Consider the following 14,634-nt stretch of genomic DNA (forward strand, 5'->3'; position numbering starts at 1 on the left):
AGTCCTATAAAAATAGTTTAACATTGCGCATAATAATCAGTGAATTTACACTATTGAAAAAAATAGAAAAAAATCATATTATTTCCTTGGGTTAAAAGATTAAAAACAGAAGGGAGTATCATATTGAAAAAAACAATAATTTCTACCATCGCTAGTATATCATTAGGAATTAGTTTAATGTCCGTTTCTATTGCCAATAGTGCTTCAGAGTTTAAGGCCCGAGGTCAAAATCAACCTCAAAATAATCCTTATATTTTTAGTGGAGAAGAAATTGAGCTAGATAAGGAAGAATCGAAACGATTAAAACTTATCCAGTCTACTTACGAAAAAAGAGGCATAAATGGGACAAGTAATGCAATTAAAAAAGGGAATGGTAATAAGTTGGGATTGACTGAGGATGTACAAATGGTGAATCCTGAGGCATGGAATGGGGAGCTAACTGTTAGTAATGTCGTTGTACTTTTAGCAGAGTATCCTGATCATCCTGTTAATGACATTCTACCTAATGATACTGAATTGTATTATGAAGACTATAATAAAGAACACTTTGAAGGGCTCGTGTTTGGAGAGAATGGTTATGAAGGACCAAAAGGTGACAAGTTAATCTCCGTGAAACAATTTTACGAGGAACAATCTGGGGGAAGTCACACGATTGATGGAGAAGTATTTGGGTGGTATACCGTTGATAAACCTTCAACATATTATGGAAATGAAGATTATGAATATGAGCGAAGGTACGAACTAGTTGAAGATGTCCTAAAAAAATTTGGAGAAGATGTAGCAGCAAACAATATTGATTTATCTAGATATGATCAGATGGATCAATATGATTTTGACAATGATGGAAATATCTTTGAGCCCGATGGGATAATTGATTATGTAATGGTTGTACAATCAACTGTTGCTGAAGATGGTGTTTTTATGTCAGATAATATTACTAGTGATGAAACAATTTGGCCGCATTATTGGCATATTGATGAACCAATTAATCTCGATGGTACAGATCTAAAAGGATTTTCTTATACAATACAAGGTGCGACAGGAGGAGCAGCTATTTTTGCACATGAGTTTGCTCACGCTCTGGGTTTACTTGATGAATATGAAAATTCTGGGTTAGGAGAACCTATATCTTTCTGGTCTCTAATGGCTTCTGGTAGTTGGGCAGGCGAAATCCCACAAACAGAACCTCCTGGGTTTAGTCCTTATGCAAAGGAAATATTACAGGCTACTTTTGGAGGAAATTGGTTATCAGGTAATACAATTTCTGTTGAAGATATTGATAGTAATGGTCTAGAAATATTGCTTGATCAAGCAAGTACTAAAGGAACGAATAGTGATGTAGTTAAGATAGAACTCCCTAATAAAGAAATTACAATAGAAGAACCTTATAGTGGGAGTTACGCATTTTATAGCGGTAGAGGCAACTATTTAGCTAACGATTTGGTTTTTAATTTAGACCTAACAAATACATCAACAGACGCTTTCCTTACATTTAAAACTTCTTATGAAATTGAAGAAGGATGGGATTTTGCTTCGGTCCAAATAAAAGAGGATGGAACTAATGAGTGGGTAGCCATAGAAGGGAATATCACAACAACTGAGGCAGAAGAAGATAATAATAATCCCGGACATGGAATTACAGGGAAAAGTGATGGATGGATAGATGGTGTTTTTGACCTATCAGCATTTGTAGGTGCAAAAATCCAAATAAAATTTCATTATTTCACAGATACTAACACAGTTGAAACAGGATTTTGGGTTGATGACATTAGCGTTGTTACTGATGGAGAAGAAATTTTCTTTGATGATGCAGAAGGTGAGACATCAGCAATTCTAGATGGGTTCACGAAAGAAACAGGGACATATAGTGGTGAGCACTACTATTTATTAGAATGGAGAAACCATCAAGGGGTAGACAAGGCATTGAGTCATATTCGTCCAATTACTAGTAAACCCGTATTTTTATCGTATAAGCCAGGGTTGGTCATATGGTACGTTGATCATACTCAGGACAATAATGCTGTTGGTGATCATCCCGGAGATGGTTATTTAGGTGTAGTTGATGCTGATCAACAAATGGTCACTTGGACAGATGGTTACATCACATATACTGATACACAAATTCACGATGCCGCATTTGGTTTAGTACAATCGGAAAAAGTCTATTTAGACTACGATGATTATTATGGTGCAAGCATTAGGGATAACTTTACTCAACAAAATACACTATTTGATGACAGTCAATCTTACCTTAACAGTAAAGTAGCAGATGCAGGGCGTAACATTCCGACATTTGGCTTAAAAATTCGCGTTATAGGAGAAAGTGATGACAGAAGTGTAGGTAAAATTCTTTTAACACGAGATTAATTAAATAACTATAAAAAAATACTGTTCTTGACATTTGATCAGTAGTTAAATTCGGAGCATCTTTATTTAGGCTATAAAAGTTAATAATTGATATCTTTTCTTTTATGTAAGTGAAAAAATAACACAGTTTTCGAAAACAGCCCTATACAAAAAACTAAAATAGGCAACTAGTTTTCATTTCAGAAAACGATTTGAAGTTAATATTTATAGTATAGAACATTTAAGGAGTACTAGTTACTCTTTTTTTTATTGTGTCATTCATTCCGAAGCATGCTATTTGATATTTTTCATTCAATATTATTAATAGCTGAATGTTGACTTAAGCTTATATTCTATCATACGTCAGTCATGTATATATTTTTATACATAACAATGTATAAAAATTTACACATCATATGTAACTTCTTTCATGCACATATTTAAATATCATACATAAGTCTCATTGGAAATAATGACATTTTATTTCCTTTTTTTTATGTAGTTCAAATGTAGTAATTTTTAGTTGTTGCGATAGTTTTGGTATATCAATTGCAATTTTATATTAACATGGCGAACAATCATCGGTATTGTTGTCTAAATATTAGGAAAGAGGTGTTGTTCGGTTTTATATTTTTTTGTTGATTGGGGGGAGGAGTTACGACGTATTTATGTGATTGATTCCAAGTCCTAGGAATTGATTACGGTATGTTTACGCTTATTAAGTAAATATTTTGCATTTTAAAAAAACAGAAAATTAAGAAAAAAGAATAACTATACAAAAAGGAGGAATTATGTTGTCAAAAAAACGAAAGGTTATGTACAAAATTACCAGCATTATTCTTGTATTTACTGTTATGTTATCGACAGGTTCCCTTACTCAAGCCAACTCAATTAATAATGATCATGCTTCTATCGTCAAGGGAAGAGAGGAAATAAAAAAGTCGTTACAACATGCACCTGGATATAGCGATTTGACATTTTCAGACTTGAGTAGCGTGTATGAACACAATGATGTTCACAATACGGTTCGATCAATAAAATCAAATAACATCGAAAACAATGTTATATCAGCAACTAGCACAGTTATAGATTTTGCTTATTTAAATAATTTGTCCTATGACAGTTTAATAGACTACCTAATATATGATCTTAATAGCGTCGATGATATAGAGGATTTTTGGACGTTTAGCTCAGATGCTGTTGACTTTTATGTTGATGAAAGTCGCCATCAAGCATTATTAGATGCAATCGTACAACAAGCTCCTCAGTGGAGAGAAACAAATGATGTAGGTTTAATCAATCTTATAGAGATGGCAAACAGACCTTTTTATAAATCAGATGAATATAGTGAATTAAGCTTTTATGACGACTTGGAGTATCGAGAGAAAGTAAATCCAGCGATCAATGCAGTTTTAGACAATCGTAATGTTGGTTTTAGTGACACGGATGAAGGCAACTACTTGATCACTCAATTAAGCTGGTTTTTAAATCATGCGGTTACAGATAGTGATATGTACTATAAATTTGGTGATGTTGTTCGTGAGTTTACTTCTAATTTAACATTGTATGCCGACTATGATGAAGCAATTGATGCTTATATAGAATTTATTTATTCACTTGATTGGCAAACAAAATATAACTATGGGACAACAGGTTGGGAGTTTAACGCTGGTTTAGATTATTTAATAGAACAAATAACTCGTTTTATTTACGAGATGGAAGAAGATTACCGTTTAGTATGGGCATTAGACAACACTATGTGGCTGATCCTTCATTTTAACGTAGGTGGATATCATTCAAATGAATATTATGGCTATGAGGCTATTACAGAAGCTCTTGATACAGTATACAATAGATGGGGAGCAAGGGAATATTTAGCTCTTTATCATATTTATTGGCAATATGATGGCATAGATGCAAATGGAACAACTGTAGCAAGAGTAGCCCCTTATGATTCATTTGTAGATCGATATTTCGGTAATGAATATGTGTTCGAAGCTGGTGAGTTTACAATTTGGGCAGGAGATGACGTACCAGAGGACAAAATAAAAAGAATGTATTGGGCAGCAAGAGAAGTTAAGTCACAGTTTCATAGATTTTCAGGAACTGATGATCCAGCCGACGGACCTGGAAATCCTGATGACAACTTATTATCAATTGTGTATAACAGCAAATTTGAATACCAACTTATGAATGGCTTATTAAATAATGATTATAGTGTTGAAAATGGTGGTAGATATATAGAAAGTGCAGGATTATTCTACACATGGGATAGAAGTGTTGCAGCAGGAGATAGTAGGTTTGAATTAGAAGAGTTGTTTCGACATGAATATACGCATTACTTAATGAGTAGATTTCTAATACCAGGGTTTTATGCTGACACTCCTTTGTACGATAACAATAACAATTTACCTTGGTTCGGTGAAGGCGGAGCTGAATTTTTCGCTGGTTCTACTAGAACTGGTGTAGACGGTAGAAATGTGATGGTTGAGGAAATAGGTGACCCAGCCTCTCGGTTTACAGTTGAACAAGTGATCAATGCGACTTATGATTTATATGGTTTTGATTATTATGATTATGCATACAGTTTCTATGATTTTATGGTCAACGGCAACGGTGGAGACTATTTATATATTTTAAATGATTTAAATGAAATTGTAGCTAACGAAGATTTTGAAAGAGCTTCAACTTTGTATAGGCAATATGTAGATGATCTTTCTCAAGACAATGCCGTTGAAGCAGCATACCAGCAACATATGAATGAGATGTGGGAAAATTACACGAATGGAGAGTACCGCACTGTTTTAGTAGGTGATGAGTATTTATACGAGCATCCTGAAAGATCTATAAGACAAATTCAGAATGATATTACTAGTTTGATGAATTTAGATAATGTTGAGGTGACAACAAAATCATCGACTTTCTTTGAAACATTTACGTTTGAAGGAACATACGTTAGTGAAAGCTCATCTCGTGGCGAAGCTGTTGATATAGCTGAGATGGATAACGCTACGAATACTGCATTAAATGAACTAGATAATAGTGGTGTTTGGAGTGGCTATAAAACTGTTACTGCTTATTTTGTAAATCATCGAGTCAATTCAAATGGACAATTTGAGTTTGATGTAGTCTTGCATGGAATTTATGCAGGCGAAACGAATAACAGTGTACCAATTGCACTGATTAATGCTCCTGCTACTGTTGTAGTTAATGAATCGACCTTATTCACAGGTGGTGATTCATATGATGAAGACGGTTCTATCGTGAATTATGAATGGGATTTTGGAGATGGAAACATAAGCTCAGAGGAAAATCCTATTCATATATATGAGGAGGCCGGCTCATTTGTCGTAACATTATCGGTAACAGATAATGAAGGAGCTACTGGACTTACAACTAAGACGATAGTTGTAGAAGGGTCTGATGAAGAAGGAACAGAAACGGAACCAAATAACCGAAAATCAGCTGCGAATAACATACAAGTTGAAGGTGAAATTAATGGCTCTTTAGATTATGCAACTGGAGATCATACAGACTGGTTTTATTTTGATGTTGAAGAAGCAGGTGATATCGTTGTAAATGTTACAAAAACAGGTGGAGAAATAAATGCCATAGTAGAAGATGAAAATGGTAATCACATTGGCGAGCCTCTAAGAAATAATACAATGACGCTATCCACAGGAAGATATTATGTGATCGCTTATACATGGTCTGGAGAATCTGCTGATTATACAATATCAATATCTCACGACAATGCAAGTACAAATACTGCTCCAGTAGCTATCATAAATGCACCTAGAAGTGTTGTAGTAAATGAAACAGTTGCGTTCGATGGTGGTGATTCATATGATGAAGATGGATGGATAACTTCTTATGAGTGGGATTTTGGTGACGGCAATACGAGTTCAGTGACAAACCCAACTCATGTTTATGAAGAAGTAGGTTCATTTGATGTGCAATTAACTGTTACCGATGATTTTGGAGAAACAAGTGTGACAATAATGAGCATCACTGTTAATAATGACGTACTAATAACTGAAACTGAGCCAAATAATCGAAAATCTAATGCCAACTTCATTGAAGGCAGTATTGTTGGGTCTCTTGATTATGAAGCAGGAGATCATACTGATTGGTACTATTTTGATATGGTGAATGATGGAGAAGTGACAATTAACCTTAATCGATCCGGTGGAAATTATAATGTTGTTGTTGAGGATGAGAATGGTGAAATTGTAGCAGAGCCACTTCGTGACAATGTTTTTCACCTTCCAATGGGTACGTACTACATTATAGCTTATACATGGTCCGGGGAGGAAATAGTCGATTATTCGATTCAAATCACAAAATAGATTTGTGATCTTAACTTTCCAAACCGACAAAGGAAAATAAATTTAAGTTTAAAAAAGAAGCAATAGACCAAATCTACTCAATGATTTGGTCTATTACATACTATATGGTGAAAAAAGAGTTGAATGTCAATTGTGCAAAAAAACAGCAGTTTTTCGTGTATAAGGTGAGTGTGTGACTGTTGATGTTATAAAAAATTCTTTTTCCTTAAATATTATGGATAGCGTCTAATTCCCATATAATAATTATAAGAACAAGTGTACGTGTGGCTATTTTAACTGGTTGTAATAACTGTTAACGTGTTTACATAGATACCCTTTCTTGCGTTTATAGTTAGCAGCTGTTAGGTAAATTTAAGTTCCATTCTTCTGCTTTTTGTAGTCATTCCAATTGACTTATAAAATTCAATGGCAGATATATTTTTCTCGGACACTCCCAATTCGATACTATCAACTGTGAGACTTTTCCCGAATTTAAAAACATATTTAGTTAGCTTTTTTCCGATGCCTTTCTTCCGGTGCGTTTCAGCAACTGATAAACTGTTTATAACCAATATTTTCCTTTCTCTGACAAAAGAATTTTCGGTTATTACTTCTTCCTTCGTCACTATAACACCAACTATATCCTTGCCAATAGTAGCCACAAAAATATGTTGTTTACCATCATTCAATTGACGTTCAAAGAATTCTTGCTCGACTGGATTGGGATTGTCAATGTATAAATCTGGTCTTGCACGCACGTGGAGGTTGTGAACTTTCCTAAATAAAGGCAACAATAACTCGTAGTCGTTCATATCAGCGTTTCGAATAGATACATCCATCTTTTTTCTTCCCCCTTAAAGATAGCTTACTTTTTCCATTCCTCACCCTAAAACTGGCATATCTCTTAAACTATTCAATCCTTTAGTTGAGAAAAAATACTTTCTTTATATATTAACCATTAACATAAAATCCCACAAACTCTTTCCCTTATTATTTGAAAACCACAATATCTTACAAAACAGGCGAAACAAAAGAATAAATGGAGCATAAAACTAGGCTAAGCTAAGCTTGTTTAAATAATTATAGTCTCCGCCTTTATAGGTGGATCTTTCAATTAGGTGGTATAGGGTCATCACCTGATATGTTAGAAGCTGATCTGTAGATTAATGAATGCAGCAGACGTTATAAGCATTATTCTTTTCAAAATCCATCTTTTCGCTTTATGATTAGTAAGAATACGTAAATTTCATCTATTCGAAATAGTAAGTCGTTCATGCGAATAGTAATAATAGAACATTTAATATTGATGAAGGCTGTTTTCGTATAGATTGTTGCTGTTCGCACTAAGAGATCAATGCTTAAAAATCAAGTGTTCGTGGCATCTGTTCTCAATTTAAAATTAAGTCAATGGCGTAAATTTTTGCTGCTATCCTTATTTATCTCAATTGCAACAAAGTTTACGAAAAGAGCCTTGATGTAAAATGACTCTCTTTCTTTTGACAACTATCAGTAATTTAATAAGTGAAGGTGGGTTTAAATGACTTCAATTTCTGTTCCAGCTAGCAAACAGGCACACAATGAACAGATACAAGAAAACAAAATTGTCCTTATATGGAGTTTTACTGTGTGGCTTGTTGTGATGAATACAACAATGTTTAATGTAGCATTGCCGAGTGTGCTACACGATTTATCTTTATCTTCATCTTCAGCGTCCTGGATTGTCTCTGCATATTCAGTGTCTTTTGCTATTGCAACGTTAACATTTAGTCGACTATCTGACTATATTCCAATTTCAAGACTGTTACTTATAGGCTTGATAATATTAGGTGTTGCTTCAGTGTTAGGGTTTCTTTCTCAGAGCTTTTTAGTTTTGCTTGTTGCACGTATATTTCAAGCTGCTGGTGCGGGGGCAGTTCCAGGACTTGCAATGGTACTTGCAAGTCGTTACATTCCACTTTCTAGAAGAGGGAAAGCGATGGCACTGATTTCATCGGCTGCTTCATTAGGTTTTGGGTTAGGCCCTGTAATAGGTGGGGCAATTACGCAATATTTGGGTTGGAATTATCTATTTGCTGTCACAGGTCTTGTTTTACTGTTTATTCCTATTTTTTTAAAACTATTACCTCAAGAAGAAGTGAAAAAGGTAAAGTTTGATACGATTGGTGGAATTCTTACCGCTTTATGTGTAACTGGATTGTTATTGTTTCTTTCAACTTTTTCTTATGTCATTTTAATAATTACAATTATGTTAATTTTTATTATGTGGAGACATATAGGAAAAACAGAACTTCCATTTATTCAACCTGCATTACTTAAAAATAGACAATATTTAAAGCTATTATTCATTGCTTTTTCTGCATTTATAATACACTTTGCCTCCTTATTCCTACTACCACTTATTTTAGCAAATGTGTATAATATGGAGCCTGCTGCAATTGGGATAATCATTTTTCCTGGTGCGATTTTATCTGCAGTAGCTGCACAGTTTATTGGACGATTAATAGATAAATTCGGTAATATACCTTTAATCATATTCGGACAAACGTTTCTTATGATTGCGACTGTTTTGTTTGCTATCCTAGCTAGTATATCTCCATACTTCATTCTTGTAACATATATGTTCATGAGTATTGGTTTTTCTGCACTTACTTCAAGTATTTCTAATGAATTAACGAGGATTTTACCTAGTTCGGAAATAGGATCTGGTATGGGAATGGCTCAATTGACGCAATTCATTGGAGGCGCTTTTGGTGTAACATTAACAGGGATATTATTAACGATGCAACAACATAGAGGATTAATAGCAGAGATAAGTTATAGGAATATTTTTGTCGTTCTATCGTTGCTGCTTCTTTTGGCAATTGTTATGTTTGCACTGTACGTACGACATAAAATTCCAAATGAAAAAGGAGCTTAATTTTTACTAAGCGAAACATTTTTTGACGCCTATTAATAGTAAAGTTTAAGGAAAAAAGGTTGCTCTAGACCCACACGATGTATAGTTGTTATGATGTTACGTAAGATAAGTGGAGGGGTTATTATGGAGCAACAAAAATATCAAGAACTAAAAATGGGTGAACGTGGAGCAGTGGTAAGTATCATTGCTTATATCTGCTTATCAGCATTGAAGTTATTTATAGGAAACACTGCAAATTCTCAAGCTTTAATCGCAGACGGACTAAATAATGCAACGGATATCATAGCATCTGTTGCAGTCTTAATAGGTCTAAAATTGTCTCAAAAACCACCTGATAAAAATCATCCATATGGCCATTGGAAAGCAGAAACAGTAGCTTCACTAGTCGCTTCGTTTATTATGATGTTTGTTGGTGTCCAAGTTTTATATGACGCTGTAATCTCAGTTGTAAGCGGCAAACATCAATCCCCTGACATGATTTCTGCATGGACAGGAATTTTTAGTGCAGTAGTCATGTATTTTGTATACATATACAATAGAAATTTAGGGAAGAAAATTAAGAGTCAAGCCGTCCTCGCTGCAGCTAAAGATAATTTATCCGATGCATGGGTAAGTATAGGTACAACTGTGGGTATAGTCGGTTCACAGCTTAATTTGCCGTGGTTAGATCCTCTCACTGCAATTATAGTTGCAATTCTTATTTGCAGAACAGCTTGGGGGATTTTTCAAGATGCATCGCTACATTTAACAGACGGTTTTGATGAAGAGCTCATAAGCTGTTACAAAGAAACAGTTCTTAGTTTGTATGGCGTAAAAGGGGTAAAAGAGATTAGAGGAAGGAGGTATGGGAATAACGCTGTAGTAGACATTGTTATTCTTGTTAACTCTAACCTAAATATTCGTGAAGCACATGATATATCAACGATGGTTGAAAATGTCTTAAGAAATGAACATGAGGTATATGATATCCATGTTCATGTCGAGCCTAATTAACGGTTTTAACGAAAAAACAGCAGTTTATAAATTCAAAAAAGCCACCAAGTACAATATATACAAATAATTATGTTAACACTGAGTTCCGACAGCTTTCACGTTATATAAGCAAACACTGTCATTAGCAAAAATTCATTCATTTTAATGTGTTAAGTTCATTTAAGTCCATGAATAGCAAATGGGTAACGACGAATAATAAAATGACTAACATAATTAGGTGGGATGATTTTGAAAAATGCTGTTATTTGTGCGTTTTTTATTGTTGCTTGCTTGTTAACAACTCATAATGTAAATGGAGAAGCTGAGAAGATCAAGTCAGCCATTATTATTGATGATTTTGGTGGGGGAGACGGTGGAGTGATGGAATTTTTGAAAGGTGATATTCCAATTACTGTCGCTGTTATGCCATTTGCTGACAACTCAATAGAGCATGCGATGTTGGCACATCAACAAGGGTTTGAAATAATGGTACATTTACCTATGCAGCCAAAGAAAGGAAAAAAATCTTGGTTAGGTCCAAAGCCCATAACAATTGATCTACCTCCATCGGAAGTGAAAAAGAGAGTAACTGAAGCAATCGAAAGTGTACCTTATGCAAAAGGTTTAAACAATCATATGGGTTCTCTCGTCGTTGAAAATGAAGATATTGTCAGAGCAATTGTTGAAGTTGTTAAACAAAAAAACATGTATATTGTAGATAGTGTTACAAGCCCGAACTCTAAGTTTCCCGAAATTGCTGAGGAGCTAGGTGTTCCACTACTAGAAAGAGATATATTTCTAGATGATATATCCTCTGTGTCTCATGTGACGAACCAAATGTTAAAATTAGCAGAAGTTGCAGAAGAGTACGGGGTAGGAATCGCAATTGGGCATGTTGGTGAGACAGGTAAAGTTTGTTATACTGGAATTTCACAATCAATGAAGCAATTTAAGGAACGAAACATTCAAATTGTTCCAGTATCTGACCTAATTGATGATAAGTATTTTGAATTTAAATAAGGAATAGTCACATAGCTTGTTCTTTTTACGGGGTGTACTTTATCCTGAATGATATGGGATTAAGGTTAAAGGTTGTTTACCCATGCTGTTAGTAATTTTATTATGAAGGGTTAAAAAAACCACCAAACAAAAAAATGTAAATAGGGAAGATTAGAACGTTGGATTATGATTTATGGTAAAATGTATGATAGACTTTAACTATTTTTATCTATTGTTTAGCTACAGCTCAACACAAATTATTCGGTCTATTGATTTATAATAGTTGGGTCAGGGGTAGTATAAGGGAGAGGAATTAATGAATATTATTAGTCATTCAGTTGAAAAATTAAAAGACCCTACAGGGATCTTAGTTGGAGATAGATACGAATTTCTTTTACATATTGAAGTAGTGGAAGATGATGACTTATTTAGTCCTGAAGGTTTATATATAAAAGCCATCTTCGCAGTTTATGAAGATGATTATAAAGTTGCGCAATATCAGATTTTTGAAAAAAACACAAATAAATATTATGATTGGGCTTTAGACGCAGAGGAAGAAATCCAAGTATTAAACTATTGCAAACAAAACTTTGAATAAATATAGGGTTTAAGAAGGGCGATATCTCAGTAGGGGTACTGTCCTTTCATCTTTTTAGCATGACATTCATATCATTCGGACAGCATTGAATTAATTACAAAAAACGTAACACGTAAAGAAAGCAGGTATAGCAATGCAAGATTTTTTGTCATTAAACCTTTCAGATACATTAATCAATACATTAACAAATGAAGGAATCGTTCAACCTACACCGATTCAGGAACGAGCAATCCCAAAAATACTCGACAATAAAGATGTCATTGCTCAAGCACAAACTGGGACTGGTAAAACAATTGCGTTCATGTTACCGATTTTAGAAAAGATTGATGCGAGCAAAGGACACATTCAAGCACTTATTGTAACTCCGACACGGGAGTTAGCCTTACAAATTACTGCTGAATTAGAAAAATTTATTGCGGATGTAGAAGGTGTTCATGCTTTAGCAGTATATGGTGGACAAGAGGTAGATAAACAGCTAAAAAAATTAAAACAAAACACTCAAATCGTCGTTGGAACGCCAGGTCGCCTTTTAGATCATATTAAAAGAAAAACGATTGATTTATCTACAATAGATATTCTCGTGCTTGATGAGGCCGACCAAATGTTGAATATAGGATTTCTAACTGAAGTTGAAGAAATCATTAAAGAGACTCCTGATAAACGTCAAACATTATTATTTTCTGCTACAATACCTACAGAAATAAAAAAATTAGCTTCAAAATATATGCATGACCCTACATACATTCAAGTTGAAAAGATTCAAGGACCAGCAGATAATGTTAAACAAATAGCAATACATACAATTGATCGTGCCAAACAAGCTACACTCTTCCATTTAATAGATACTCGTCGCCCATATTTAGCAGTCATCTTTTGTAGAACGAAGAGAAGGGTTAGTAAGCTGTACGACATACTGAAATCAAAAGGATATTTATGTGATGAACTACACGGAGATTTATCACAAGCAAAAAGAGAGCAAGTGATGAAACGGTTTAGAGATGTACAGCTTCAATTGCTTATTGCAACAGATGTGGCAGCAAGAGGGCTTGATGTAGAAGGTGTTACTCATGTTTTTAACTATGATATACCACAGGATGCCGAAAGCTACGTTCACAGAATTGGGAGAACTGGTAGAGCTGGTATGCCAGGAGAGGCTATTACCTTTTACTCTTCTAATGATCGCCCAGTCCTTGATATGATTGAAAAAGATCTAAACATCAAGATAGAAAAACAAAACGTAGGTAAAATAACGAAGAACGAGGACAAGGGTAAGAAAAAAAATTATAAATCAAACAGAACCAATAAGAGTAAATATTCTCGTCAAGATAGTAAGGACGAATCCAATTCTAAATCAACAACTAAGTCTAATAAGCAAAGTTCAAGGTCGAGGCAATCACAAAAAACTCATAACGATGAGTCTGGGTCCACATTTAAAGGTAGTAGGAATAGCTCTAATACTAGTTCGAATAAAAAATTGCATCGGAAGAAGAATGTCAAAAAGAAGGCTACTCAAAAAGGGAGAAGAAAATAAGTCATGTTAAGCAAAGTACTTCAAAAGAGATCGTGAGTGTAGGTTAAACTACTGTGGTGAGACACTACTACTTTGAAAAGTTCGTGCTTATCATAAAGGTGAAAACCATCCAAACAAAAAAATGTTAAACAGTGGTGAGGAATAGTATATGAAATTGGTTTCATGGAATGTTAACGGTATAAGGGCTTGTGTAAAGAAAGGATTTTTAGATTATTTTAATGAGGTTGATGCAGATATTTTTTGCATTCAAGAGTCAAAATTACAGCACGGTCAAATTGACTTAGATTTAACAGGATATTTTCAATATTGGAACTACGCTTTGAAAAAAGGTTATTCTGGAACAGCGATATTTACCAAAATAAAGCCACTATCTGTCTCATATGGGGTGGGAGATAATGAAAGTGAGCCTGAAGGTAGAATTATTACTTTAGAGTTTGATAAATTTTATTTAGTAAATGTTTATACTCCTAATGCTCAAAGAGATTTAGCAAGACTTGAATATCGTTTACAATGGGAAGATAATATAAGAACTTATCTTTTGGAATTAGATAACATCAAACCTGTAATCCTATGTGGAGACCTTAATGTAGCTCATAAAGATATCGATTTGAAGAACCCTAAGTCAAATAGGGGCAACTCTGGATTCACTGATGAAGAACGTGAAAAGATGACAAATCTGCTTGATGCTGGTTTTGTTGATTCTTATAGATTTCTTTACCCTAATAAGGAAGGTGCTTATTCTTGGTGGTCCTATATGAACAAAGTAAGAGAAAGAAACATTGGATGGAGAATAGATTATTTTATCGTATCCAATAAACTTAAATCGATTATGTTAGATTCAGAGATTCATTCACAAATATTCGGAAGTGACCATTGCCCTGTTTTACTAGAAATGGATATGTAACAAGTTAGTTAAAAATAGTTGTATGAAGTCATTTTTTAT

General features: G+C 34.3%; 9 protein-coding genes. 8 read left to right on the forward strand and 1 reads right to left on the reverse strand.

Annotated elements, in window-relative coordinates; translation table 11 throughout:
• Positions 1-123 precede the first annotated feature (123 nt).
• Positions 124-2,367 (forward strand): immune inhibitor A domain-containing protein, encoded by a 2,244-nt coding sequence (locus tag V1503_RS22150; protein ID WP_410629176.1) that lies wholly within the window; start codon positions 124-126, stop codon positions 2,365-2,367.
• A gap of 773 nt (positions 2,368-3,140) precedes the next feature.
• Complete coding sequence (locus tag V1503_RS22155; protein WP_410629177.1) at positions 3,141-6,695, forward strand: PKD domain-containing protein; 3,555 nt, start codon at positions 3,141-3,143, stop codon at positions 6,693-6,695.
• 341 nt (positions 6,696-7,036) lie between these two features.
• Here the strand turns inward: V1503_RS22155 and V1503_RS22160 are convergent, their stop codons facing one another.
• The gene (locus tag V1503_RS22160) at positions 7,037-7,513 is read right to left on the reverse strand and encodes a GNAT family N-acetyltransferase (RefSeq protein ID WP_410629178.1); all 477 of its coding nucleotides are present in this window, start codon (positions 7,511-7,513) and stop codon (positions 7,037-7,039) included.
• A gap of 698 nt (positions 7,514-8,211) precedes the next feature.
• Between V1503_RS22160 and V1503_RS22165 the strand changes: the two genes are divergently transcribed.
• The 6 genes from V1503_RS22165 (at position 8,212) to V1503_RS22190 (ending at position 14,595) form a co-directional block, all read left to right on the forward strand.
• Positions 8,212-9,591 carry an MFS transporter gene (locus tag V1503_RS22165; RefSeq protein WP_410629179.1) on the forward strand — a complete coding sequence of 460 codons (1,380 nt, stop codon included), beginning with the start codon at positions 8,212-8,214 and terminating at the stop codon, positions 9,589-9,591.
• A gap of 123 nt (positions 9,592-9,714) precedes the next feature.
• Positions 9,715-10,584 (forward strand): cation diffusion facilitator family transporter, encoded by an 870-nt coding sequence (locus V1503_RS22170; RefSeq protein WP_410629180.1) that lies wholly within the window; start codon positions 9,715-9,717, stop codon positions 10,582-10,584.
• Positions 10,585-10,806: 222 nt separating this feature from the next.
• The gene (locus V1503_RS22175; protein ID WP_410629181.1) at positions 10,807-11,583 is read left to right on the forward strand and encodes a divergent polysaccharide deacetylase family protein; all 777 of its coding nucleotides are present in this window, start codon (positions 10,807-10,809) and stop codon (positions 11,581-11,583) included.
• A gap of 295 nt (positions 11,584-11,878) precedes the next feature.
• Positions 11,879-12,160 carry a DUF6509 family protein gene (locus V1503_RS22180; RefSeq protein WP_320258564.1) on the forward strand — a complete coding sequence of 94 codons (282 nt, stop codon included), beginning with the start codon at positions 11,879-11,881 and terminating at the stop codon, positions 12,158-12,160.
• 133 nt (positions 12,161-12,293) lie between these two features.
• Positions 12,294-13,691, forward strand: coding sequence for a DEAD/DEAH box helicase (locus V1503_RS22185; RefSeq protein ID WP_410629182.1), 1,398 nt, complete (start codon positions 12,294-12,296; stop codon positions 13,689-13,691).
• A 148-nt stretch (positions 13,692-13,839) separates the two neighbouring features.
• The gene (locus tag V1503_RS22190) at positions 13,840-14,595 is read left to right on the forward strand and encodes an exodeoxyribonuclease III (RefSeq protein ID WP_410629183.1); all 756 of its coding nucleotides are present in this window, start codon (positions 13,840-13,842) and stop codon (positions 14,593-14,595) included.
• The last annotated feature ends 39 nt before the right edge of the window (positions 14,596-14,634 follow it).

The sequence above is a fragment of the Nanhaiella sioensis genome (assembly GCF_046557775.1).
Taxonomy (GTDB): domain Bacteria; phylum Bacillota; class Bacilli; order Bacillales; family SM2101; genus Nanhaiella; species Nanhaiella sioensis.

Excerpts from the sequence above, each read along its gene's own strand:
- V1503_RS22175 (WP_410629181.1), top strand. The coding sequence starts at position 10,807 with ATGATTTTGAAAAATGCTGTTATTTGTGCGTTTTTTATTGTTGCTTGC.
- V1503_RS22170 (WP_410629180.1), top strand. The coding sequence starts at position 9,715 with ATGGAGCAACAAAAATATCAAGAACTAAAAATGGGTGAACGTGGAGCA.
- V1503_RS22190 (WP_410629183.1), top strand. The coding sequence starts at position 13,840 with ATGAAATTGGTTTCATGGAATGTTAACGGTATAAGGGCTTGTGTAAAG.
- V1503_RS22160 (WP_410629178.1), bottom strand. The coding sequence starts at position 7,513 with ATGGATGTATCTATTCGAAACGCTGATATGAACGACTACGAGTTATTG.
- V1503_RS22165 (WP_410629179.1), top strand. The coding sequence starts at position 8,212 with ATGACTTCAATTTCTGTTCCAGCTAGCAAACAGGCACACAATGAACAG.
- V1503_RS22185 (WP_410629182.1), top strand. The coding sequence starts at position 12,294 with ATGCAAGATTTTTTGTCATTAAACCTTTCAGATACATTAATCAATACA.
- V1503_RS22180 (WP_320258564.1), top strand. The coding sequence starts at position 11,879 with ATGAATATTATTAGTCATTCAGTTGAAAAATTAAAAGACCCTACAGGG.